Origin of the sequence: Planomonospora sp. ID82291 (genome assembly GCF_015711645.1) — a bacterium.
Classification (GTDB): domain Bacteria; phylum Actinomycetota; class Actinomycetes; order Streptosporangiales; family Streptosporangiaceae; genus Planomonospora.
This window is the reverse complement of sequence record NZ_JABTEX010000002.1, coordinates 1,113,480-1,138,356: the sequence shown is the minus strand read 5'-3', so window position 1 is coordinate 1,138,356 and position 24,877 is coordinate 1,113,480. Positions and strand designations below refer to the sequence as shown.

Below are 24,877 nucleotides of genomic sequence, written 5' to 3'. Positions count from 1 at the left end.
CGCCATGCGATCATCGGTGACCCGGAGCCGGGCCTCCCTCGCCCAGCACGGGTTGTGGCTCACCGAGCGGACGGGGGCGGGCGGGGGCGCCGCCCACCACCTGCCGCTCGCCGTCCATCTGGAGGGGCCGCTGGACGAGGCGGCGCTGCGGGCCGCCTGCGCCGCCGTCGCCACCCGGCACCCCGTCCTGGCCGCCGCGCTGCGGGAGGAGGACGGCGAGCTGCTGCTCGTCCCCGGCGCGGCCGAACCGCCCTTCAGGGTCGAGGACGTGGCCGACGACGACGTGCCCGCCGCCCTCGACGGCGAGGTGGCCCGCCCCTTCGACCTGGCCGCGGGGCCGCTCGCCCGGTTCACCCTGTTCCGGCTGGAGCCCAAGCGCCACATCCTGCTGGTCGTCGCCCACCACGCCGCCTTCGACGGGATGTCCAAGGACCTCCTCCTGCACGATCTGGCGGCCGCCTACGGCGGTTCCCCTCCGGCCCCGCCGGCGACCTCCCACGGCGAGGCCGCGGCCGACGAGCACGAGCGCGTGGCGGCGGACCTGGAGGCCGCGGCGGAGTTCTGGCGGCCCCGCTGGAACGACGGGGGCGAACTGCGCCTCCCCGGCCTGCGGCGCGTGTCGCTGCGCACCGCCCCCGGCGACACGGTGGACCTCGCCCTCGGCTCCGGCCCGGAGTCCGGCCCGGAGCCCGGTCGGGAGCCCGGTCGGGAGCCCGGTCGGGAGCCCAGTCGGGAGCCCGGTCTGGGATCCGCGCTCGGCCCGGCCGCCGAGCGCATCGGCGTCACCCGCTTCGAGCTGCTGCTGGCCGCGCTGCACACCCTGCTGTACGGCTACGGCAACGCCCCGGCCACCGTGTCCGTGGACGTCTCGACCCGGACCGCGCGGACGCGGGACCACGTGGGGATGTTCGTCAACGAGCTCCCGGTGACCGCCTCGCCGGACGGGACCCCCTCCCCCGACGGGACGCTCCCCCCGGACGGGACGTTCGCCGCCTTCGCCCGGTCGGTCCGCGACGAGCTGCGCGCGGCGTACCGGTTCAGAGGGGTGCCGGTCGTGCGGGCCCTGGGCGGCGTCTCGCCCCGCGCCTCGCTCACCCCGGTCTCGCTGAGCTACCGCAGGCGCGGCGAGGACCCCCTCTTCCCCGGCCTCGACTCCCGGGTCGAGTGGACGATGTCCAACGGCGCGGTCCGGGGGACGCTGCACCTTCAGGCCGTCGAGGCCCCGGACGGGATCACCGCCCACCTGCGGTTCGACCCCGGCTGCCTGGACCGCGCCTCCTGCGAGGCCGTGGCCGGGCACCTGACGGCCCTGCTGCGCGCCGTCGCGGCCCACCCCGACACGCCGATCGCCGAGCTGCCGCTCCCGCCCCGGCAGCAGGCCGCCACGGCGCCGGGCGCCGCGTCCGGAACGGCCGCGGCACCGGGCTCCGCAGCCGAAGCCCCCACGGCACCAGGCGTCGGGGCCGGCCCCGTCCCCACCGCCGGACCGGCCGCCGGACCGGCCGCCGGACCCGCCTCCGCCGGGCCCGCCTCCCCAGGTGCGGCCCCGGTGGTGGACGAGGTCCTGGAGATCTGGCGCGAGGTCCTCGGTTTCGACGACATCACCGCCGACGACGACCTGTTCGACCTCGGCGGCCACTCGTTGTCCATCACGCAGATCATCGCCCGGGTGCGCGACCGGATGGGCGTGGAGGTCTCCTTCGAGGTCTTCCTCGACACCCCCACCGCCGCCGGTGTCGCCGCCGACGTCGAACGCCTGCGGGGGGAGCCGTGCTGAGGCGGCGCCCGGCCGCCCGCCTCGCCGGCCCGCGGGCGGTGCCGCGGTGACCGGGTCCCCCTCCTTCGCCCGGCTGCAGCCGGTGACGGTGGAGTTCGCCGGTGAGCGCGGCGGCGAGGCCCCGCTCACCTGGGGGCAGCGGTCGATCTGGCGCATCACCCGGTGGCTGGAGGACGGCGACCCCTACTTCAACACGCCGTGGGTGCTCCCCGTCCTCGGCAGGCCGGACCTCGACACCGTGCTGCGGGCGCTGGGAACGCTCATCGGGCGGCACGAGTCCCTCAGGAGCACCTGCCACCAGACTCCGGAGGGGCCCGTCCAGCGGATCGCGTCCGACGGGCGGCTGACCGTCGAGCTGGTCGACGCGGGGGACGCGGTGCCCCGGCAGGTCGCCGCGGAGCTCGCCGACGAGCTCGCCGCCACGGGCTTCGACTACGCCGGCGAGCTGCCGCTGCGGTGCGCCGTCGTCACGACGGACGGGCGTCCGCGGGCGCTGGCCCTGGCCCTGTCCCACCTGGCCGTCGACGCCTGGGCGCTCGACCTGCTCGCCGCCGAGTGGCGGCGGCTGCTGGCCGGGGAGGAACTGCCGCCGCCCGCGTGGCAGCCGATGGACCAGGCCGCCTTCGAACGGTCGGACAAGGGCGCCGAGCGCGGTGAGCGGGCCCTGCGCCACTGGCGGTCGGTGCTGGAGCAGGCGCCCGGGACCCTGTTCGACCACCCGCCGGGCACGCCGGAGGACCCGCGGTTCGTCAGGGTCGGCATGGAGTCGGCCGCCGTCGCCGCCGCCGCCCGGACGCTGGCGGAGCGCTGGTCGATCAGCACCACCAGCGTGCTGCTGACGGCCAGCGCCGTGCTGCTGACCGCGCTGACCGGCCGCGGCACGGCGGTCATGCAGTTCATCGTGGGCAACCGGCACGACCCGCGGCTGCGCGACATGGTGGGCACCGCCGTACAGGACGGATTGTTCGTGCTCGACCTGCCCGAGGGCACGTTCGCCGACGCCGCCCGGGCCGGGCACCGGCAGGCGCTGGTCACCTACCGGCACGCGCAGTACGAGCCGTACGCGATGATGGCGCTGCGCGAGGAGGCCGGGACCGCCGACCTGTCGGCCTACTTCAACGACGTGCGCACCGTCCCCGCCTGGCCGAACCTGTCCGCCCAGGCCACCCGGGACCCGGCCGCGCTCACCGGGCGGACGAAGACCTTCTTCGTGGGCGCCTGGGCCGAGGTGGACGCGAAGGTGTTCTTCGCCACCGGGCCCGCCACCCACACCTGCCAGCTCTACCTGCTGACCGACACCGCCTACCTGCCGCGCTCCACCGCCTACGCGCTGCTACGGGGGGTGGAGACGCTGCTGGTGCGCTGCGTGACCGAGGAGGTGCCGCTCGGCCGGGTCGCCGAGATCTGCGGCCTCGCCGACGCCCTGCCCCGGGGGGACGAGATGACGGACGGTCCGGCCGGGCCCACCGCTTTCCGCACTGACCGGGCGACCGGGCTGAGAGGTGAATGACCGCATGATGACGACACCGGACCTGATCCGGCGGTGGTGCGAGCGCACGCCCGAGGCGGTCGCCGTACGCGCGCCCGACGGCGAGCTGACCTACGGCGCCCTGTGGCGGCGGGCGGAGGACCTGGCGGCGGTGCTGCGGGAGCGGGGCGTGCGGCCCGAGACCCCCGTCGGGCTCTGCCTGGAGCGCACCAGCGGGATCCTCGTCGCAGTGCTGGCCGTCTGGGCCGCGGGCGGCGCGTACGTCCCGCTCGACCCCGCCTTCCCCGCCGAACGGCTCGCGCTGACGCGCGAGGACGCGGGGGTCGGTCTGGTGCTGACCCAGCCCGGGGTGGACCGCGCCCTGCTGGAGGGCGTGGCCGAGGTGATCGAGATCTCCCCCGGCGGCGTCGCCTCCCTCCCGGCCGGTACGGCCTCCGCCGCCGGCGCGGCCCCGGTCTCCCCCGCCGCCTCCTCCGCGGGCGGCCTGGCCTACCTGATGTACACCTCGGGCTCCACCGGCCGGCCCAAGGGCGTGGCGGTCCCGCACGGCGCGGTGGTCAACCTGCTGGAGTCCTTCGCGGCCCGCCTGGAGCCGACCCCCGAGGACGTCTGGCTCGCGGTGACCACCCTGTCCTTCGACATCTCGGTTCTGGAGCTGCTGCTCCCCCTGACCTGCGGCGCGCGCGTGGTCGTCGCCGCGGGGACCGCGGACGGCCGGGCCCTGCGGGAGCGCGCGATCGCCGAGGGCGTCACGGTCATGCAGGCCACCCCGGCGAGCTGGCGGATCCTGGTGGAGTCCGGCGGGGTCCCGGAGGGGATCCGCACCCGTCTGTGCGGCGGCGAGGCGCTCCCCCGCGACCTCGCCGACGCCCTGCTCGGCCGCGGACCGCACCGGACCGGAACGGGAGACGGACCGCACGGCACCGGACCGCACGGGACCAGGGCGGAGACCGGACCGCACGGGACCGGGGCGGGAGACGGACCGCACGGGACCGGGGCGGGAGACGGACCGCACGGGACCGGGGCGGGAGACGGAGCGCGCGGAGACGGAGTCCGGCTGTGGAACGTCTACGGCCCGACGGAGACGACCGTGTGGTCCTCGGCGGGCCTCGTCGCGCCGTCGCCCTCGGCCGTCGACCTGGGCGAGCCCATCGCGCGGACCCGGCTGCACGTCCTGGGCCCCGACGGCCTGCCGGTCTCCCCCGGCCAGGTGGGCGAACTGCACATCGGCGGGGCGGGGGTGGCCCGGGGCTACCGCGGCATGCCCGCGCTGACCGCCGACCGCTTCCTCCCCGATCCCTTCGCCGACCGGCCCGGTGCCCGCATGTACGCCACCGGCGACCTCGTCCGGCTCACGCCCGCCGGCCGCCTGGAGTACCTCGGCCGCGCCGACCAGCAGGTGAAGATCCGGGGGTTCCGGATCGAGCTCGGCGAGATCGAGACCGTCCTGCGCTCCCTGCCCGGCGTACGGCAGGCCGCCGTCAGCGCGTGCGACGGCCCGGACGGGGTGCCCCGGCTGGTGGCCCACATCGTCCCCGAGACGCTCCCCGTGCCCGGCGGGCTCTGGACCGAGCTCCGCCGGGGGCTGCGCAGGCGCCTGCCCCTGTACATGGTCCCCGCCCACCTGACCGTGCTGGAGTCCCTGCCGCTCACGCCGAACGGCAAGCTCGACCGCGCGGCGCTGCCCCGCCCCGAGTGGACCAGGGCCGCGACCGCCGCCCACCGGGAGGCGCGGAGCGCCCTGGCGTCCGACGGGGCGCGCCCAGCGGGGTGAGGTCCGCGGGGCGAGGTCCGCGGGCCGCGCCCCGCCGCCGGTCGCCGTGCCCGCGGCGGCCCGTGCGCCCTTCCCGCCGCACGGCGGTATTGGCGGAAATACCTCCGAATGACTCCGAACCTTTCCGCCTCGCGGATCATCAAAACCGGTGTGCATCCTTCGATCATCGTTCTCACCGCGCTGCTGACGGTCGCGGGCGGGGCGGGCGGCGCCCTGGCCGCCGACGGAGGACGGGCATGAGCACGGAGCTGATCGACGGGGATCCGCAGCGGCTGGGCGGCTACTGGCTGGCCGGGCGGCTGGGCGCCGGTGGTCAGGGGGTGGTCTACGAGGCCTACGACGCCGGGGGCCGGCGCGTGGCCGTCAAGGTGCTGCACGGAGACGCGGGTGTCGATCCGGAGCTGCGGAGCCGGTTCGGCCGGGAGGCGGCGGCCGCGCGGAAGGTGGCCTCCTTCTGCACGGCCGCCGTGATCGACGTCGATCTGGACGGGGCCCGGCCGTACATCGTCTCGGAGTACGTGGAGGGCCCGAGTCTGCGCAGCGCCGTGGGCGGGGGGCGGCGGTTCGGCGGAGGTGATCTGCACCGGCTGGCGACGGCGGTCGCCACGGCGCTGACGGCGATCCACGACGCGGGGGTGGTGCACCGGGATCTGAAGCCGGACAACGTGCTGCTGGGGCCGGACGGTCCGCGGGTGATCGATTTCGGGGTGGCGCGGACGGCGGACATGTCGCTGACCGCGACCGGGGTGGTGGCGGGCACTCCGACCTACATGGCGCCGGAGGTGTTCATGGGGGAGCGGGCCGGGAGTGCGGCCGACGTGTTCGCCTGGGGCGGGGTCGTGTTGTTCGCCGCGACGGGGGCGGATCCGTTCCAGGGCGAGACGCTGGGCGCGGTGATGCACCGGGTGCTGTCGGTCGAGCCGTCGCTGGAGGCGCTGCCCGGTCATCTGCGTCCGCTGGTGGCCGCCGCGCTGTCCAAGGATCCCGGTTCCCGGCCGTCGGCCCGGCAGGTGCTGCTCGCGCTGACCAGCAAGGACGGCACGCTCGACACCGCGCGTCTGCTCACGGCCGGCAGCGGCGTCGGTGCCCTGGTCCGCACCGACGCGGCCGATCCGGCGCTGGGCGTCCTGGCCGAGGAGTGCTACGCGGCGCTGGGCCCGGTCGAGCGGGAGCTGGCGCCCGAGCTGTTCCTGCGGTTGGTGACGGTGACCGGCGACGGTCAGCAGATCCCGCGGCGGGCACGGTGGGCCGAGCTGCTGGACGGCCGGCCGGACGATGAGAGGGCCGCCGTCCGGAGGGTGCTGGAGGCGTTCGACCATCTGCTCGCCCAGGACGAGCAGCGGGTGTGGCTGTCGCGGCCTGCCCTGCCGATCGCCTGGCCCCGGCTGCGCCAGTGGATCGAGGCCAACCGGGACGACCTGGTGGCGCACCAGGAGATCCTGTCGGCCTCCTGGCGCTGGCACGCCGAGGGCCGGCCGAACGGTCACCTGTTCCAGGGCGCCACGCTGGACAGCGCGGCGAACTGGGCGGTCTCCGGCCGCCGCGCCATCACGCTCAGCTCGGTCGAACGCGAGTTCCTGGAGGCGAGCGCCGCCCTCCACCGGCGCCGGGTCCGGCGCCGCCGCCTGGTCGCCGTGACGGTGGCCGTGCTGCTGGTCGCCGCCCTGGTGGCGGGGACCCTCGCCGTACGGCAGAGCGGGCTGGCCGCCGAGCAGGCCGCTCTGGCGCGGGAACGCAACGCCACCATCGCGTTCCAGCGCGACCAGGACCAGGCTCGCCGCCTGGCGGCAGCCGCCGAGTCGCTGCGGACCACGGATCCGCAGCGGGCGATGCTGCTGAGCGTGGCCGCCTGGCGGCACGCGCCCCTGGTCGAGGCACGGGCCGCGCTGATGGGTTCCCTGGCGCGGCGGGAGACGGCGGCCTTCCGGGACCCGGACGCCTCGGCGCGGACGGTGCGGGCCCTCAGCCGCGACGGGCGCCTGCTCGCCAGCGCCGGTGAGGGCCGGGTCCGGCTCTGGGACGTGCGCACCGGCAAGCAGCTCGGCGGCTTCGCCGGAGTCGGTGACGGGCTGCGCTCGGCGGCGTTGAGCCCGAGCGGCGCGCTGCTGGCCCTGGCCGGCCCGGCGCGGGTGCGGGTCTGGGACGTGGCCACCGGCAAGCCGGTGGGCCGGGCCCGGGACTTCACCGGAGCGGCCGACACCGACTTCGTCGTCCGTTTCGGCCAGGCCGAGGACCGGCTCCTGGTCACCGTGGGGCAGGGCCAGAGGCTGTGGGACCTCACGACCGGTGCGATGAAGGACCTGCCGCCCGACCTGTTCGGCGGGCTCGACATCACCCCGGACGGGCGCACCCTCGTCAGCGGCGGGTTCGAGGCGCGTCCGGCGCTCGTGGACCTCGCCGCGATGCGGGCGACCCGGTTCGGCCTCGACTGCGAGTGCGGCCCGTCCGCGGCCTTCGGTCCCGGCGGCCGGACCGTCGCGCTCAGCGGAGACAAGACCGTCGAGGTGTACGACGCCTCCACCGGCCGCGTGCTGCGGCGTCTGGCCCACGGCAACGGCGGCGAGCCGGTGTTCAGTCCCCGCGGAGACCTCCTCGCCGCCGCGACCTCCGAGAACATCCGGATCTGGCGGGTGCGGGACGGCCGGCTGCTGCTGTCCCACCGGATCGACGCAACGGACCCCGCCCTGGCCTTCGACCCGGACGGCGGCGTCCTGCGCTACCTCACGGAGGAGAGGGTGACCACCGTGGACATCACCGACGTGACCCGGCCCGTCACGGTCGGCCGCACCACCGCGTACGACGCGGAGCTCAGCCCCGACGGGCGCCTGATCGCGTTCGTCCGGGAGGGGGAGGGCACCGGCGCCGTCACCCTGTGGGACGTGCGGCGGCGTGAGCTCCTCACCACCCTGCGCATGGGGCGCGGGACGACGGGTGCTCAGATCTTCCTGGACTTCAGCGGCGACGGCAGGCGCCTGGCGGCCGTGTGGGCGCCCCCGTACCCGGATGGGGCGTCCCTGCCCTCGGATTCCGCGACGGATCCGAAGGCCGTGGTCTGGGACACCTCGACCTTCGAGCGCGTCACCACCGTCGTGATCGACGCGGACGCGGTGTCCGCCACGGCGGTGAACGCGGACGGAACCGCACTGACGGCGCTGGTGGGCGAGGAGCCGTACGGCCGGCAGGAACTACGGCTCTGGCAGGTGCCCGGCGGGCGCCTGCGGTGGTCACGGGTCCAGGAGAACGCCGACCCGATGTCCACGGACCTGATGTTCACGCCCGACGGCGCGGCCATCGCGATCACCGGTGACGAGCAGCGACTGCTGGACGCGTCGACGGGCAAGCCGTTCGACGCCTCGTACGTGCCTGCGCACGCCGGGCGGTCGATCGATCCGCCGGCCGCCGGCGAGGGCGGTTGGCGCTTCGCCACCGTCGACACGAAGGGGAGGCTCTCGGTCCGGAGGATCGGCGGGGGGCAGCCGGTGGGTCCTGAGACCCGGACCACGTGGGATCTCAGGGCGGTGTTCTCCCCGCGCGGCGAGACGATCGCCACCATGGCCGGTTCACGATCGGTGGCGTTGTGGGACACCGCCACCGGGCGGCGCCTCGGCGCCCCGGTCACGACGGGGATCGGGAACCTTCTGGACCTGGCGTTCACCGCCGACGGGTCCCGGCTGGTCACCGTCGACGACGCGGGCACCCTGAGCGAGCATCCCGTCGCCCCCGAACCGGTGGTCTCCGCGGTCTGCGGGAGGGCGGGCCGGACGCTCTCGCCGGAGGAGTGGCGGCTCTTCGTGGGAACCGCCCCCTACCGGGACGTCTGCGCCCGCACGTGAGCCGGAGCGCCGACGGGTCCGCCTCGCCCGGGTCCTGGCGGGTCCGCCTCGCGTCCTCCCCGCGGGCTACAGCCGGCGCAGCACCCGCATGGCCTCCTCCTCGATCCGGGAGAGCTCGCCGAGCACGGCGCCGGCCCGCTCCAGGTGCCCCGCGTCACCGCTCTCCCCGGCCTTCGCGATCAGGGCGGACACCTCCGTCCACAGGACGGCGGCCTCGGCGTACAGCCGGTGGCCGGTGCGCAGGCCGCCGTCGTCGATCAGCTCGGCGCACTCGGCGAGGAAGTCGCGGTAGAGGGCCCGGAACAGGGCGCCGCCGGTGCCGCCCCGCTCCATGAGGAGGGCGGTCTGCGGCAGGTCCCGCCGCGGGTCGCCGGCGCGGAGCAGCCAGCCGGGCACCTGCCTGCCGGCCTTCTCGATGCCGCGGTGGCCCAGGTTCGCGATGGGCGCGGCGAGGAAGGCCTCGGCGCAGTCCCTGACGGCGGGGACGATCTGCTCCTGCCAGCAGATCGGGTGCGCCGGCAGGGCGAGGGTGAAGGACCGGTTCCTGGCCGTCATCGGGCCGCGTTCGGCCCGCGCCAGGGCGAGGCTCGCCCGGCTGGTGCGCACCGCTCCCCCCTGCCCGCCGGTGTCCACGAGGTGGGCGTCGTGCTCGTCGTAGCCGTACATGGCGACGACGTGGCCGCCGAAGTGCACCTTGGTGCGGAAGTAGTCCAGGTGGTAGCAGTCGAGCTGGAGGCCGACCGGCCGGCCGGCGTCGACGGGGTCGGCCGCGTTCCGCCACGCCTTGCGCGGTGAGGCGGTCTCCTCGACCGTCAGCGTCAGTTCCAGTCTGGCGGCCAGGTTCCGGGTGAGGGCGAAGGGCTTGACACGGCCGCCGAGGAAGGGGACGGCCATGCCCCCGCCGTCCCAGTAGACGAAGGACAGGCCCGAGCCCAGCCCGAACAGCATGGGCTCGGACAGGTCGAGTCCCTCGTGCCGCAGCAGCACCCCCAGCGTCGTCGTCTCGCAGTGGTGCATGCCGCGGGCCTCGACGCCCTCCACGACGGCCATGTGTCGCCCTCCTCACGCTGACGCGGCGAACGGTCGCGGCCTCCCCGTCCCTGAAACTTTCAGGACCGGCCGCGGGGGCCGCCGGCACCAGCATGCGGTCTCCCACGGGGGGAGGGTCCAGCGGGGGGACCGGCCGCGCGCACGGCCTTGCCAACCGGATGGACACCCCCTATCCTCACGGACGGAAAACGCTTTCCAAGACCGGGCGGCCGGTCACGTCACCGACTCCGGCGGTCTCTGCGCAGGTGGCGGCCCCGCCGCCCCCGACCCGGCGGCGCGGGCAGGAGACCCCCGCGGCCCGGTGGAACGCCCCCGGTCCCGGCTCCCGGCGCCCGGCAGCGGCACCGGCGTCCGGCATCCGAAGACGAAAGAAGGCAAGCATGAGACGACCAGTCGCACTGCGGCTCTACGCGGCCCTGGCCACGACGGCCGTCGCGGCCACGACCGGCGCGGTCCTGTCGGCGCCCGCGGCGTCGGCCGCGGCCGGCGGCGCCACCGGCTACGCGACCCAGAACGGCGGGACCACCGGCGGCGCGGGCGGGCAGACGGTGCGGGCCACCACGGGGACCGCGATCCACGCGGCCCTGTGCAACCGGGCCAGCAGCAGCACCCCGATCATCATCGAGGTCGAGGGGACCATCAACCACGCCAACACCGCCAAGGTGTCGGGATCCAGCTGCAACACCGCCGCCGGCCTGATCGAGCTCAAGCAGATCAGCAACGTCACGATCGTCGGGGTCGGCAGCGGAGCCGTCTTCGACCAGCTGGGCATCCACATCCGCGACTCCAGCAACATCATCATCCAGAACGTGACCGTCCGGAACGTCAAGAAGTCGGGCTCGCCCACCTCCAACGGCGGCGACGCCATCGGCATGGAGAGCACGGTCCGCAACGTCTGGGTCGACCACGTCAGCCTGGAGGCCTCGGGCGGGGAGTCGGCGGGCTTCGACGGCCTCTTCGACATGAAGGACGACGTCCGGTACGTGACGCTGTCCTACAGCACCCTGCGCAACTCCGGCCGCGGCGGCCTCGTCGGGTCCAGCGAGAGCGACACCGGGAACAGCTTCATCACCTACCACCACAACCTGTACGAGAACATCGACTCCCGTACGCCGCTGCTGCGCGGCGGCATCGCCCACATCTACAACAACCACTACGTGAAGCTCAACGAGTCCGGCATCAACGCCCGGGCCGGTGCCCGCGCCAAGGTGGAGAACAACTACTTCAAGAACTCCAAGGACGTCCTGGGCACCTTCTACACCTCCGCGGCCGGCTACTGGCAGGTCAGCGGCAACGTCTTCGACAACGTGACCTGGTCCAGCCCCGGCAGCGAGAACAAGCCCGCCGGCCCCGACCCGCAGTCCAACACCACCGTCAGCATCCCCTACGCCTACAGCCCCGACGCGGCCGGCTGCGTGCCGGCCATCGTGAGCCAGACGGCGGGCGCCGGCAAGGGCCTGAAGGTGTCGAACGGCGGCTGCTCGGCGCAGACCCCGACGCCGACGCCGACCACCTCCACGCCGAAGCCCACCACCACCGCCACCGCCACCCCGAAGCCCACCACCACCGCCACGCCGACGCCGACGCAGCCCAGCGGGACCAACCTCAGCATCGGGGCCGGTTCCGACGGCTCCGGCAAGGCCGCCGGGACGGGCTACGGCAACGTGCGGGACGGCGACCTGAGCACCTACTGGTCGCCGGCCGGCTCGACCGGCTCCATCTCGATCAAGTGGGGCTCCGCCACCGCGGTTTCCAGGATCAACATCCGGGAGGCGGCGGGCTCCACGGGCGCCATCACCGCGTGGAAGGTCGTCAACGCCGACACCGGAGCCGTCCTGGCCTCCGGCGGCAAGGCCGGCGTCATCTCCTTCCCCCGGACCTCGCTGCGCAAGATCACCTTCACCATCACCGGCTCGACCGGCACCCCGAAGGTCGCCGAGTACGAGACCTACGCCGGCTAGGCGCTCCCACCGCTCCCGCAGAGGCAGCGGACGGATCTGCGCACGCTCGTCGCCGAGCCGCCGGCACCCGGCCCGCCCGGAATCCGGCCCGTCCGGAATCCGGGCGCCGGGCGGGAACACCCGCCGGCGGCTCGGCGGGCCGGGTCACGCCGCCTCGTCGTCCGGGGCGTGGTGGTCGTGGTCGGTCTCCCCGCGCTTCCAGTAACCGTCGACGTCGACCTGCTCCTTGGCCAGCCCGCGCTCCCGGCGCAGGTGGCGGCGGATCGGCCTGAGCGTGTTCGCCTCGCCCGCGACCCAGGCGTAGCCCGTCCCCGGCGGAAGGACGGCGGCGCGCACGGCCCGCTCCAGCAGGTCGGTCGTGCCGGGAGCGGCGTCGCCGCGGTGCAGCCAGGTCAGGGACGTCTCGGCGCGGGCGGCGAAGCGCTGTTCCTCCTGCGGGCCGGAGACCTCCGCGAACGCGATGACCTCCACCCCGGCGGGCAGCGCCTCCAGCCAGCGGCCCAGCGCGGGCAGCGCCGTCTCGTCCGCGGCCAGCAGGTACCAGTCGTGCACCAGCGGCACGACCTCCGAACCGCGCGGGCCGAGGACCCCGAGCCGCATGCCGGGCTCGGCGCGATCCGCCCAGGCGGAGCCCACGCCGTCGCCGTGCACGACCATGTCCACGTCCAGCTCCAGGGCCTCGGGCCGGTGGTGGCGGACGGTGTAGTCGCGGGTGATCGGCTTGACGGGGGCGTCCACCCACATGTCGTTCTCGATGACGGGCGCCGTCGGCAGCTCGGCGCCGGGCCCGGGGAAGCAGAGCTTCACGTGGTCGGTCGGCGCCTGCTCGCGGAAGCCCGCCAGCTCGGGGCCCCCCAGGGTGACGCGCACGGTCCCGGGGGTGATCCGGACGACGCGCCTGACCTCCAGCAGCCGGTAGGCGAGGGGGTGGCGGACGATGGTGGACGACGGTGGGGTCATGGTTCTCGCGGTCCCTTCGGAAGAGCCGGCCCGCCCGCCCGGCGGTCCTCCGCCGAGTACGGTCTCCGGCGCGGGCCCCGGCGCCCCTGAGCGGAGCGGCCGGCCGTGATCCCCGGACAGGGGATCGGCCGACTCATTAGGTGAGGCTATCCTAACGATCCTCACGGCCCCGCCGTACCCGGGAGCGGCCCGCGCCCCCGCCCTTCGGCGGTCCTGCCGACCCCTCCGGCGGGACGAGGCGCGACGAGCCCGGCGGGGCGAGGCAGGGCGGGCGGGGCGGGCGATATACGGCGAAGCGCTCTCCTCATTTTTTCATGGCGATAAATCATTTTTCGGTCGACCGAGTTCATGGCTCATTCATTTATGTCGGAGCCGATGTCTCGACTCGATTCGCACCGATATGTATGAATGTCCTTCAGCAGATGTGATGCGCCGCCCACCCGAAAGCGAGGCAGGTGTGACGTCCTCGTCCGGGCTCTCCACCGGCGATGTCCAGCTCTCCGACGCCAAGCGCGCCCTCCTGGAGCAGCGGCTGCGCCGCCGGGGGACGGCGGGCGCGCGGACCGTGCCCCGGCGCCCTCCGGGCACACCCGTCCCCCTGTCCTTCGGGCAGGAACGGCTCTGGTTCATGGAGCAGTTCGCGCCGGGCAGCGCCGCCTACACGATCCCGCTCTCCCTGCGGTTCCGCGGCCCGCTCGACCCCGACCGGCTGGAACTGGCCCTGCGCGCCGTCGCGGCCCGCCACGAGAGCCTGCGGATGCGCTTCCCCTCCGACGAGGACGGCCGCCCGTCCGTCGTCGTCGCGGAGACGGCGGAGGTCGAGACCCGCCGCGCCGCCGCCCGCGACGAGACCGCGGCCATGGAGATCCTGAGCGCCGAGACGGCCCGCCCCTTCGACCTGGCGGCGGGCCCGCCGATCCGCTCGACCCTCGTCCGGCTGGCCGAGGACGACCACGTCCTGCTGGTCACCGTCCACCACATCGCCGCCGACGGCTGGTCGATGGAGATCCTCGCCGACGAGCTGCGCGCGCTCTACGGCGGCGCCGACCTGCCGGACCCGCAGGTCGGATACGGCGACTACGCCCTCTGGCGGCGCGACCGGCCGGCCGACCCGGCGGACCTGGCCTACTGGCGGGAACGGCTCGCCGGCGTGCCCCCGCTGGAGCTGCCCACCGACGCCGGCCGCCCCGCCGAGCAGACCTTCGCCGGCGCCTCGTACGGCTTCCGTCTGGACCGCTTCCTGGTGGACGCCCTCGCCGCGCTGGCCCGGGAGTGCGGCGCGACCCTCCACATGGCGCTGCTCGCGGCCTACCAGACACTGCTCGGCCGCCACGCGGGGCAGCAGGACTTCGCCGTCGGCTCACCGGTGGGCGGGCGCCCTCGGCCCGAGCTGGAGGGCGTGATCGGGTTGTTCGTCAACGTCCTGGCGATGCGGGCCGACCTGGGCGGCGACCCGACCTTCCGGGAGCTGCTCGGCCGGGTCAGGCGGCACGCCACGGAGGCCTACGCCCACCAGGAGCTCCCCTTCGAGCAGCTGGTCGGAGAACTCGGGATCCCCAGGGACGTGTCCCGCCCCCCGGTCTTCCAGGCCGTGCTCGCCCTGCAGAGCTACCGCGGCGACCGGCGGGCGCCCTGGCCGGGGCCGTCCACCGAGCCGTTCGGCGTCGAGGCCCGCACCACCCGCTTCGAGCTGGAGCTCTTCCTGGAAGAGGACCCCGCGGGGTTGCGGGGGGCCTTCGTCTACAACCGCGACCTGTTCTCCCCGGAGACGGTCGCGGCCCTGGCCGCCGGCTTCGAGACGCTGCTGCGCGCGGCGACGGCCGCGCCGGACGCCCGGATCGCGGACCTGGACGTCCTCCCGCCGGGCGAGCGGGAGCGGATCCTCGCCTGCGCCGCGGGACCGCGCGAGCCGTACGACGACGGGGCCACGCTCGGTTCGCTCTTCGAGGCGCAGGCGGCGCGCACCCCCGACGCGGTGGCCGTGGAGTCCGAGGACGCGCGGCTGACCTACGCCGAGCTCGACACGCGCGCCAACCGGCTCGCGCACCGGCTGCGCGGGCTGGGCGTCGGCCCCGGCTCGCAGGTCGCGGTCTGCGCCGAGCGCTCGCCCGGACTCGTGGCGGGCCTGCTGGGCGTGCTGAAGGCGGGCGGGGCCTACGTCCCGCTGGACCCGGACCACCCCGCCGAGCGGCTGGCGTTCACGCTCTCCGACGCGGGGGCGACCGTCCTGCTCCTCCAAGAAGACCTCGCGGACCGCCTCCCGCCCGCCGTCACCGACACCGACACCGACACCCGCGATGCCGGCCGCGTGGTCACGGTTCCGCTGGACGACCCGCTCGACGCCTTCCCCGGGACGCCGCCGCCTCCCGCCGCGACCCCCTCCGACCTGGCCTACGTGATCTACACGTCGGGCTCCACGGGCCGTCCCAAGGGCGTGCCCAACACGCACGCGGGCATCGGCAACCGGCTGGACTGGATGCAGCGGGCCCACGGGCTGACCTCCGGCGACGTGGTGCTGCAGAAGACCTCGGCCGGCTTCGACGTGTCGGTGTGGGAGTTCTTCTGGCCCCTCGTCACCGGCGCCAGGCTGCTGCTGGCCCGCCCCGGCGGCCACCGCGACGCCGCCTACCTGCGCGACCTCATCGTCACGCGGCGGGTCACGACGGTGCACTTCGTGCCGTCGATGCTGGCGGCGTTCCTCGCCGAGGAGGGCGTCGAGCGCTGCGCGGCGGCACTGCGCCGGGTCGTGTGCAGCGGCGAGGAGCTGGCCCCGCACCTCGCCGACCGGTTCTTCGCGCGGCTGCCGGAGGTGGAGCTGTACAACCTGTACGGCCCGACGGAGGCGGCCGTGGACGTCACCCTGTGGCGGTGCGTCCCCGGCGACCCGGTCGTGCCCATCGGGCGCCCCGTGCAGAACACCGGGCTGTACGTCCTGGACCCGCGCATGCGACCGGTGCCCTTCGGGGTGCCGGGCGAGCTGCACATCGGCGGCGTCCAGCTCGCCACCGGCTACCACGGCCGCCCCGCCCTGACCGCCGACCGGTTCGTCCCCGACCCGTTCGGTCCCGCGGGCGCGCGCCTGTACGCCACGGGCGACCTGGTACGGCTCCGCCGCGACGGGACGCTCGTCTTCCTCGGCCGGATCGACGACCAGGTCAAGATCCGGGGCCAGCGCATCGAGCCCGGCGAGGTCGAGGCGGTCCTGCGCGGGCAGCCGGGCGTGGGCGAGGCGGTGGTGGCGGTCCGGGAGGACGGCGCCCCCGGCGACAAGCGGCTGGTCGCCTACGTCGTCCCCGGCGCCGCGTCCGGCCCCGTGCCCCGGACCGTGTCCGGCACCGCGTCCGGCCCCGTGCCGGACACGGCCGCGCTGCGTGCGGCGCTCCGGTCGGTCCTGCCCGAGGCCATGGTCCCCTCGGCGATCGTCGTGCTGGACGCGCTGCCGCTCGGCCCCAACGGCAAACTGGACCGCCGGGCCCTGCCCGCCCCGGAACGGCACGGCGAGGCGGGCGGCCGGGGGGCCGAGCCGGCCACCCCCGCCGAGCGCGCCATCGCCGGGCTCTGGCGAGAGCTGCTGGAGGCGGAGACCGTCGGCGTGGACGACGACTTCTTCGACCTCGGCGGGCACTCCCTGCTCGCCATCCAGGCGGTCGCCCGGCTGCGCAAGGTGCTGCCGCCCGAGGCCCGGGGAGGACGCGCGGTCGGCGTCATGGACCTGTTCAAGCACCCGACGGTGCGCGCCCTGGCGTCGCTGGTGGAGCGGCCCGACACCGCCCGCGACTCCCGCTCGCTGCTGTACGAGCTGACCCGGCCGGGACCGCGCCGCAGCATCACCTACGTCTGCATCCCGTACGGCGGAGGCCAGGCGATGGTCTTCCAGCCGCTGGCGGACGCGCTGCCCGAGGAGTGCGCGCTGTACGCCATGGCCTTCCCCGGGCACGACCCCGGCCTGCCCGACGAGGAGCCGCAGCCCCTCGACGAGATCGCCGACCGGTGCGTCACGGAGATCCTGACCGGCATCGAGGGCCCGGTGGCGCTCTACGGGCACTGCGGCATCGGGGGCGCCCTCGCCGTGGAGGTGGCCCGGCGGCTGGAGGAGCGGGGCCGGGTGCCGGAGGCCGTCTACATCGGCGCGATCTTCCCGTTCGCCCGGCCCACGGGCCGGATCGCGGGCCCGCTGGGGCGGCTGACCCGGCTCGACCGGATCCGGGGCGACCGCGCCTACGAGAACCGCATGAAGTCGATGGGCAACGACGTCTCCGGCCTCGACGACGAGCAGATCAGGTTCATGGTCCGCAACCAGCGCAGGGACACCCTGATCGCCGAGGAGACCTTCACCCGGCTGCTCTCGGAGCGGATCACCCCCCTGCGCGCCCCGGTCGTCTCGGTCGTCGGCGAGCAGGACCCCACGACCGACTACTACCGCGAGCGCTACCGGGAATGGCACTTCCTCAGCCCCGTGGCGGCGCTGGTCGTCCTCGACGAGGCCGGTCACTACTTCCTGAAGTACCGGGCCGAGGACCTGGCCGAGATCCTGACCAACACCCACGTCGCGATGGGGTACGGCGCGGCCGGCACCCTCGACCGGGCCTCCCGGGGACCGGCGGCGGGCTGGTGGATCGAGGAGACCTCCGTCCGCCCCGCCCCGGACCCGGCGGCCACCGGTCCCGGCGGAGACGGCGCCGCCGACGGGACCGGGAACGGCGACGGGACCGGGAACGGCGACGGGAACGGCGGATCCGCGATCCGGACGCGGGCACGCACACGGACGCGGACGGACGGCCGTACGGCGCCGCCGGACGCGGGGACGCGCCCGCGGCGGCCCGGTCCGCGGGGACGCCCGGCGCCCGAACCGGGCATGCGGCGGTTCATGGCCGTCGCCGTCGCCCAGCTGGTCTCCATGACCGGGACCGCGATCGCCGACTTCGCGATCCCCGCCTGGATCTACCTGACCACCGGGTCCCTGCTGGACTTCGCGCTGTTCACCGCCCTGTCGATCATGCCGGGGGTGGTGGCCGCGCCGCTGGTCGGCGCGCTGGTGGACCGGGCGGGCAAGCGGCGGATGATGGCCGTGGGCGGCTGCCTGGCCGGAGGCGTCCAGCTCGTCCTGGGCTGGCTGCTGTGGTCGGGGAACGTGGAGATCTGGCACTTCTACCCGCTGACCGCGTGCCTGTCGGTCGCGCTCATCTTCCAGCGCCTCGCCTTCACCACCGCGCTGCCCCAGCTGGTCCCCAAGCAGTACCTCGGCCACGCGGCCGGCGTCGTGCAGATGGTGACGGGCACCTCCCAGTTCGTCGCACCGCTCGCCGCCGTGGCGCTGCTCTCCTCGATCGGCCTGGGCGGCATCCTCGCCGTCGACCTGGCCGGGTTCGCGCTGCTGCTGGGCGTGCTGGCGCTCGTCCGGTTCCCGGACACGATGGCCCACGTGCGCCGGGAGACGCTGGCGGCCGAGATCGCCGCCGGGTTCCGGATGTCGTTCGGCAACCGCCACCTGCGGGCCGCGCTGCTGTACTTCGCGGTCCTGAACGTGATGCTGGCGGCGCTGCTGCTGTCGATCTCCCCGCTGGTCCTGTCCTTCGCCCCGCTGTCCACCGCCGGGCAGATCTCCTTCGCCGGCGGCCTGGGCGCGACCCTGGGCGGCCTGACCGTCGCGCTGTGGGGCGGGCCGCGCCGCCGCCGGATGCGCGGGGTGATGCTGTCCACCCTGCTGCTGAGCCTGTTCGCGGTGGTCACCGGCCTGCACGCCTCCCCCCTGGTCGTCGGCGTCGGCGCCTTCGGGCTCTGGGGCAGCCTCTCGATCGTCAACGGGATCTTCATGACGATCGTCCACGTGAAGGTTCCGCAGCGCTTCCACGGGCGCGTCACGGCGGTCAACCAGATGATCTCGTGGTCGACGCTGCCGCTCGGCATGGCCGTCGTCGCACCGCTGAGCGAGCGCCTGCTCGAACCGCTGCTGGCCCCCGGCGGCGCGCTCGCCCCGACCGTGGGCGCGGTGATCGGCGTGGGCGAGGGCCGCGGCATCGGCCTGATGTACATCGTGCTCGGCCTCGGCATCGCCGTGCACGTGCTCGTCTGCCTGCGCGTCCCGGTGCTGGCCCGGTTCGACGCGGAGATGCCCGAGGCGCCGCCCGACGACCTCGTCGGCGCCCAGGCCCTGCGCGAGCGGGCGGGCAACCGGGTCAGCCTGGCCTGGAGCGCGCCGGCCTTCGCCAAGGCGCTCACCATGCCGCTGACCGCGGAGAAGGCGGCCGCCGTCCTGGGGACCGAGGTCGAGCGGGTCGTCCTGCGCACCGGCGGCGAGATCAGCGCGGTGTACGAGGTCCGCTGCGCCGACCGGGACCTGCCCCACCCGGACGTGATCGTGAAGCTCTACCCCGAGCTGTTCACCGCGCGGCTCCACAAGGAGAGGCTCGTCTACGGTCTGCTGGCGGACAGCGGCGTCCCGGCCCCGGCCGTCGTGACGTGGGACGAGTCCCGGCGCGACCTGCCCCAGGCCTACCTGGTGATGACCAAGGTGGAGGGCCGCCCGCTCTCGGAGGTGTCCGGTGCGCTGCCTGAGCCGGTGATCGCGGGTCTCTACCGGGAGATGGGAGCGGCGCTGCGGGCCCTGCACGGTGTCGCGCTGCGGGACTTCGGCCCGGTGGACGGGGCCGGCGAGCCGTCCAACGAGGCCTACGTCGGCGGCCTGCTCGACCTGCGCGCGGACCAGTTCGCCGCGTTCGGCGGCGACCCGGCCCTGCACGCAAAGATCACCGGGTACATCGCGGCCCGGCGGCACCTGCTCGCGCGCTGCCGGACGCCCGTGCTGTGCCACCACGACTTCCACGAGCGCAATGTGATGGTGGCCGAGCGCGACGGGGCCTGGCGCCTCACCGGCGTCATCGACATGGAGAACGCCGTCGGCGGGGACCCGCTCATGGACCTGGCGAAGACCGACTACTTCGCGGTCCGGGGCGACCCGGTGCGCCGCCGGGAGCTGCTGGCCGGGTACGGCGGGCTGCCCGCGGACGGGGCCGAGCGGGTCGCCCTCTACCGGCTCTGCCACGCCCTCGACCAGTGGGGCTGGCTGGCCACCATCGGTGAGACCGACGCGCTGGCCCCCATCACCGAAGAGATCCGCGGCTGCCTGCGGGAGGGCCGTTGACCGGCGGGGACCGGGCCGTCGCCGGTCGCGGCGGCCCGCCCGCCCCGCCGGAGGGGCCGCCCCGGTGACCCCCGGTCCCGCCGGGTCCCTTCACCGGGCACCGTAGTGCCGCCTGCGAGAGCAGACCGTAGTGACGCCTGCGAGAAAGAGGGTTCCCCAGTGACCCAGGACGTCTTCCCCGCCTCGTTCGCCCAGGAGCGGATCTGGTTCCTCAGCCGGCTGCAGCCCGGATCGGCGGTGTACAACATCGCCACCTGCTCCACCCTGCCCTGGATGCACCCGGTGGACCCCGAGGTGCTGGAGCGCGCGCTCGGCCTGCTGGTGCGCCGGCACGAGCCGCTGCGCACCGCGTTCGCCTTCCGCGACGAGCAGGTCGTCCAGACGATCGCCGCCGACGTCCCGGTCGTCCTGGCGCGGGACGACCTGTCGGGCGCGGCGGACCCGCACGCGGAGTTCGACCGCCTGGCCGCCGCGGAGGCGTCGGCGCCGTTCTCCCTCGACCGGGCGCCGCTCTGGCGGGCCCGGCTGGTGTCGCTGGGCCGGAACGGAGCAGGCCGGAACGGAGCAGGCCGGAACGGAGCAGGCCAGGACGGGACAGACCGGGACGAGGCGGGCCGGGAGGAGTGGCGGCTGCTGTTCGTCGCCCACCACACCGTCTACGACGCCTGGTCGGCGGAGATCCTCAGCACGGAGCTGGCCGAGCTGTGCGCGGCGCTGCGGGAGGGGCGCCCGCCGCGCCTGCCGGAGCCGGCGGTCCAGTACGCCGACTACGCCGTCTGGCAGCGCGGCAGGCTCGCCGACGGCGCGCTCGACGCCGACCTGGACTACTGGCGCGGCAAGCTCGCCGGGAGCGTCCCGCTGGAGCTGCCGCCGGACCGGCCGCGGCCGGCCGAGTTCGGGTACGCCGGGGCGAACGTGGCGTTCTCCGTACCGGACGGGACGGCCGAAGGGCTGGCCCGCCTCGCCCGGCGGACGGGATGCACGCCGTTCATGGTGCTGCTCGCCGCCTTCGCGACGCTGCTGGCCCGCTGGACGGGCCGGACGGACGTCGTCGTGGGCTCCCCGGTGGCCGGTCGCGAGCTGCCCGAGCTCAACCCGCTGATCGGCATGTTCGTCAACACGGTGCCGCTCCGCGTCGACCTGGGCGGCGATCCGACGTTCACCGAGGCGCTGGACCGGGCGCGCACCACCGTGCTGGAGGCGCTCGACCACCAGGGCGTGCCGTTCGCCACGCTGGTGGAGGCGCTGCGCCCGCCGCGCGACCCGGCCCGGACCCCCCTGTACCAGGTCGGGTTCAACCAGCTCCCGATCGAGGGGCACGGCATGCAGCTCGGCACCGGGACCGCCAAGACCGACCTCACCCTGGAGGTGCAGAACCCGAGCGGCCGGCTGGGCGGCTGGATCGAGTACAGCACCGACCTGTTCGAGGAGGACACGGTCCGCCGGCTGCTCTCCGCCTTCCTGACCCTGCTGGAGGCGGCCGTGGACGCCCCCGGGCGGCCGGTCTCCCGGCTCCCGCTGACCGGCGGCGACGAGCACCGCCGGCTGCTCGGCGCCTGGCAGGGCCCGGCGTCGCCGTACCCGGAGCGCGCGCTGCACGAGCTCGTCGCCGAGCAGGCGGCGCGGACGCCGGACGCCCCGGCCGTCGTCGCGCACGCGGGCACGCTGACCTACGCGCGGCTGGAGGAGCGGGCGGAGGCCCTGGCCGGGCGGTTGCGGCAGCACGGGGTCCGCGCGGAGCAGCCGGTGGCGGTGTGCCTGCCGCGGGACGCCGAGCTCGTCGTCGCGCTGCTGGCCGTGCTGAAGGCCGGCGGCTGCTACGTGCCGCTGGATCCGGACTACCCGGCCGAGCGGCTGGGGTTCATGCTCTCCGACTCGGGCGCCGGGCTGCTGCTCACCCGCTCGGCACTGGTCGCGCGGCTGCCCGCCGACCACCCGCCGGCGATCCTGCTGGACGCCCTCCCGCCCCTGCCCTGTCCTCCCCCGCCCGCCGGGCGCGTCTCCCCCGACGCCCTCGCCTACGTGATCTACACCTCCGGTTCGACGGGGCGGCCCAAGGGGGTGATGGTCCCGCACCGGGGCGTGGTCAACCTCGTCACCGCGCTGGGCTTCACCGCGGCGGAGCGGATGCTCCTGCTCACCTCCCTGTCCTTCGACATCGCCGCGCTGGAGGTCTTCGGGCCGCTGCTCGCCGGCGGGACCGTGGTGGTCGCGCCGCCGTACGGGACGGGCGACCTCGGCGCGCTCGTCGCCGACGCCGGGGTGACGACGGTCCAGGCGCCGCCCTCGGTGCTGGAGGAGATCCTGGACCGGCTGCCGGCCGGGCTGCCCCGGGTGTTCAGCGGCGGCGAGCCGCTCCCGGTCGCCCTGGCCGGCCGGATCCACGCGGCCGGCCGGGGCGACCGGGAGCTGTGGAACCTCTACGGGCCCACGGAGACGACGATCTGGTCGCTGGCGCACCGCGTGCCGCGGGACGCCGCGGCGATGTCCATCGGCCTGCCCGTGGCCAACACGGTCGCCCACGTGCTGGACGGGGCGCTGCGGCCGGTCCCGCCGGGGGCGGTCGGCGAGCTGTACCTGGGCGGCGACGGCCTGGCCCGCGGGTACCACGGCCGTCCCGGCCTCACCGCGGAGCGGTTCGTCGCCGACCCCTTCGGCGGCGGCGGCCGGCTCTACCGGACCGGCGACCTGGTACGGCGGGCGCCCGGCGGCGCACTGGAGTTCCTCGGCCGCGCCGACGCCCAGGTCAAGGTCCGGGGCGTGCGGATCGAACTCGGCGAGGTCGAGGCGGCGCTGGCGGCCCACCCGGGCGTGCGCCGGGCGGTCGCCGCGGTGCGGGACGACGCCCCCGGCGGGCGGGCCCTGGTCGCCTACGTCGACACGCGGGTCCCCGTGGGGGAGCTGCGGGCGTTCCTGCGGACCCGCCTGCCGGCCGCCATGGTCCCGAGCCTGTACGTGCCGGTCTCCGGTTTCCCCCGGCTGCCCAACGGGAAGCTGGACCGGGCCGCGCTGCCGGCCCCCGGCGGCGCGGCCGGGAGCACGGACGGGAGCACGGACGGGAGCACGGACGGGAACGCGACCGGGGGCACGGCCACGGCGCCCCCGGTCCGGCCGTCCACCGCCGGAGAGGAGCTCGTGCACGAGATCTGGTGCGAGGTCCTGGGCCGGGGGGACCTCGGCGTCGACGACGACTTCTTCGACGTCGGCGGCCACTCGCTGCTCGCCACCCGGATCGTCGCCAGGATCTGCTCCGAGGTCGGCATCGACCTGCCGCTGAACATCCTGTTCACCGCCCGCTCCATCCGCCGGCTGGCGGCCGTCGTGGAGGAGCACCTGGCCGCGGAGATCGACCGGCTCTCCGAGGAGGAGGCCGAATCGATGATCGACGGACGGCTCTGACAGAGCGGTGAAACCCGCTTTCGCGGGTAGAGTGCGCCCCCATGACGGCCAGCGCGAAGACGGGCCGGTGGACCGGCGGGTTCACCCGGGGATGGGCCGCGGCCCGGCGCCGGTGCGGCTGGCTCGACCACCTCGTCCGGGCCGGCGTCCACTTCGACCGCACCGACGCGGGCCGCCTCTCGGCGGGGATGACCTACTACGCGTTCTACGCCACCTTCGCCCTGGCCCTGCTGGGCTTCGTGATCATGGGCCACGTGCTGGACACGCCCGCCGCGATCGGCGAGGTGGAGCGCTACCTGAGCGACACCTTCCCCCGGCTCGACGTGCAGGCGCTGCGCGACGCCCGCGACACGGCCGGGGTGATCGCCTCGTTCGGCCTCCCCCTGACCGGCCTGTTCTGGATCGACTCCATGCGCTCCTCCATCCGGGCGGTCTGGGGCCTGGAGCAGTACCCCGGCAACTTCTTCCTGCGCTGGCTCATCGACCTGGGCGTGCTGGTCGCCCTGGGACTGCTGCTCTCGATCTCGCTGGCCCTGTCGTTCGGCGCCCAGGCGGCGCTGGCCTGGCTGATCGAGGCGACGGTCGGGACCGAGGCGGTGCCGGCGCGCTGGACGCTGTCGGCGGCCGCCTTCGTCCTCGGCATCGGCGTGAACCTGCTGCTGTCGACGGCGCTGCTGACGCTGACGCCCCGCCTGCACCTGTCACCCCGCCGGGTCGCCGTCCCGGCTCTGATCATCACGGTCGGGCTGGAGCTGCTGAAGACGATCGGGCAGGTCTACCTCAACATCAGCTCGGCCAACCCGGCGTACCAGGTCGTCGCGGGCGCGGTGGGCATGCTGCTGTTCCTGAAGCTGCTCAACATGCTCATCCTCTTCGCCGCCTCGCACGCCGCGACCGGCCGCCACGGCACGGCCTTCGACCTGACCACCCGGCGGCGCGTCGGCGAGCCGCGCACGGAGGTCGTCGAGGCCCCGGCGATCCCCGAGGTCAAGACGGGGCCGCGGAAGGCCGCCCCCCGCCGGTACGACCTCAGGTCCCGCCCGTCCCGCCGGTCCCGCTGAACCGGCGGATCCGCTGAACCGGCGGATCCGGCCGGGCGGGGCCGCCCGTCAGCCCGCGTCCCGGTCGAACTCCTTCACCAGCCGCTGCGGGGCGCTCAGCCGCCAGGCCTCGGTGACCAGTTCCCGCAGTTCCTCCTCCGTCAACTCCGCCGCCCGCACCAGCACGTACCGGTGGTTCTCGTAGTGCGGGGTGACGATGAAGACCTCGGGGCGCGCCGCGGTGAGCGCCGCCCGCTCCTGCGGAGAGATCTTGACCACCGTGAGCCCGGGGTCCTCGTGGCGGCGCAGGAAGAGCCTGCCCCGGACCTTCAGCGAGGGCGTGCCCCAGGACACGGACTCCTCGACCTCGGGCAGCTCCAGGGCGAGGTCGCGCACGCGATCGAAATCAGACACATTCCATGATCGCATGTACCGCGTCCCGCGGCGCCGGGA

The 24,877-nt window shown here is 75.1% G+C and carries 11 protein-coding genes; 8 read left to right on the top strand and 3 right to left on the bottom strand.

What is annotated here, in order from left to right; genetic code table 11:
- Nucleotides 1-4 precede the first annotated feature (4 nt).
- From HS045_RS16070 to HS045_RS16055, 4 genes are all read left to right on the top strand, one after another.
- Complete coding sequence (locus HS045_RS16070; RefSeq protein ID WP_196452153.1) at nucleotides 5-1,777, top strand: condensation domain-containing protein; 1,773 nt, start codon at nucleotides 5-7, stop codon at nucleotides 1,775-1,777.
- A 46-nt stretch (nucleotides 1,778-1,823) separates the two neighbouring features.
- On the top strand, nucleotides 1,824-3,287 hold the full coding sequence (locus tag HS045_RS16065; RefSeq protein WP_196452152.1) for a condensation domain-containing protein: 1,464 nt from the start codon (nucleotides 1,824-1,826) through the stop codon (nucleotides 3,285-3,287).
- A gap of 4 nt (nucleotides 3,288-3,291) precedes the next feature.
- Complete coding sequence (locus tag HS045_RS16060; RefSeq protein ID WP_196452151.1) at nucleotides 3,292-5,040, top strand: AMP-binding protein; 1,749 nt, start codon at nucleotides 3,292-3,294, stop codon at nucleotides 5,038-5,040.
- A 236-nt stretch (nucleotides 5,041-5,276) separates the two neighbouring features.
- Nucleotides 5,277-8,873: a serine/threonine-protein kinase gene (locus HS045_RS16055; protein ID WP_196452150.1), complete on the top strand. Its 3,597-nt coding sequence runs from the start codon at nucleotides 5,277-5,279 to the stop codon at nucleotides 8,871-8,873.
- 66 nt (nucleotides 8,874-8,939) lie between these two features.
- Here HS045_RS16055 and HS045_RS16050 read toward each other — a convergent pair whose 3' ends face one another.
- Entirely contained in the window at nucleotides 8,940-9,923 is a 984-nt protein-coding gene (locus HS045_RS16050) for a BtrH N-terminal domain-containing protein (protein ID WP_196452149.1), read from the bottom strand.
- Nucleotides 9,924-10,303: 380 nt separating this feature from the next.
- On the opposite strand from HS045_RS16050, the gene HS045_RS16045 reads away from it, so the two are divergent.
- Nucleotides 10,304-11,884 carry a polysaccharide lyase family 1 protein gene (locus tag HS045_RS16045; RefSeq protein WP_196452148.1) on the top strand — a complete coding sequence of 527 codons (1,581 nt, stop codon included), beginning with the start codon at nucleotides 10,304-10,306 and terminating at the stop codon, nucleotides 11,882-11,884.
- Nucleotides 11,885-12,028: 144 nt separating this feature from the next.
- Here HS045_RS16045 and HS045_RS16040 read toward each other — a convergent pair whose 3' ends face one another.
- Nucleotides 12,029-12,844, bottom strand: coding sequence for a siderophore-interacting protein (locus HS045_RS16040; protein ID WP_196452147.1), 816 nt, complete (start codon nucleotides 12,842-12,844; stop codon nucleotides 12,029-12,031).
- A gap of 457 nt (nucleotides 12,845-13,301) precedes the next feature.
- Between HS045_RS16040 and HS045_RS16035 the strand changes: the two genes are divergently transcribed.
- The 3 genes from HS045_RS16035 to HS045_RS16025 all read left to right on the top strand — a co-directional run bounded on the left by HS045_RS16035 (nucleotide 13,302) and on the right by HS045_RS16025 (nucleotide 24,445).
- Complete coding sequence (locus tag HS045_RS16035) at nucleotides 13,302-19,985, top strand: non-ribosomal peptide synthetase (RefSeq protein WP_307827545.1); 6,684 nt, start codon at nucleotides 13,302-13,304, stop codon at nucleotides 19,983-19,985.
- A gap of 159 nt (nucleotides 19,986-20,144) precedes the next feature.
- Nucleotides 20,145-23,384, top strand: coding sequence for a non-ribosomal peptide synthetase (locus HS045_RS16030; protein WP_196452145.1), 3,240 nt, complete (start codon nucleotides 20,145-20,147; stop codon nucleotides 23,382-23,384).
- Nucleotides 23,385-23,425: 41 nt separating this feature from the next.
- Entirely contained in the window at nucleotides 23,426-24,445 is a 1,020-nt protein-coding gene (locus HS045_RS16025) for a YhjD/YihY/BrkB family envelope integrity protein (protein WP_196452144.1), read from the top strand.
- A 48-nt stretch (nucleotides 24,446-24,493) separates the two neighbouring features.
- Here the strand turns inward: HS045_RS16025 and HS045_RS16020 are convergent, their stop codons facing one another.
- The gene (locus tag HS045_RS16020) at nucleotides 24,494-24,838 is read right to left on the bottom strand and encodes an MmcQ/YjbR family DNA-binding protein (RefSeq protein ID WP_196452143.1); all 345 of its coding nucleotides are present in this window, start codon (nucleotides 24,836-24,838) and stop codon (nucleotides 24,494-24,496) included.
- Nucleotides 24,839-24,877: the final 39 nt, after the last annotated feature.

Bases quoted from the DNA above. Each gene is read 5' to 3' on its own strand.
- HS045_RS16070 (WP_196452153.1), top strand. From the start codon at position 5: ATGCGATCATCGGTGACCCGGAGCCGGGCCTCCCTCGCCCAGCACGGG.
- HS045_RS16060 (WP_196452151.1), top strand. From the start codon at position 3,292: ATGATGACGACACCGGACCTGATCCGGCGGTGGTGCGAGCGCACGCCC.
- HS045_RS16055 (WP_196452150.1), top strand. From the start codon at position 5,277: ATGAGCACGGAGCTGATCGACGGGGATCCGCAGCGGCTGGGCGGCTAC.
- HS045_RS16050 (WP_196452149.1), bottom strand. From the start codon at position 9,923: ATGGCCGTCGTGGAGGGCGTCGAGGCCCGCGGCATGCACCACTGCGAG.
- HS045_RS16045 (WP_196452148.1), top strand. From the start codon at position 10,304: ATGAGACGACCAGTCGCACTGCGGCTCTACGCGGCCCTGGCCACGACG.
- HS045_RS16040 (WP_196452147.1), bottom strand. From the start codon at position 12,844: ATGACCCCACCGTCGTCCACCATCGTCCGCCACCCCCTCGCCTACCGG.
- HS045_RS16025 (WP_196452144.1), top strand. From the start codon at position 23,426: ATGACGGCCAGCGCGAAGACGGGCCGGTGGACCGGCGGGTTCACCCGG.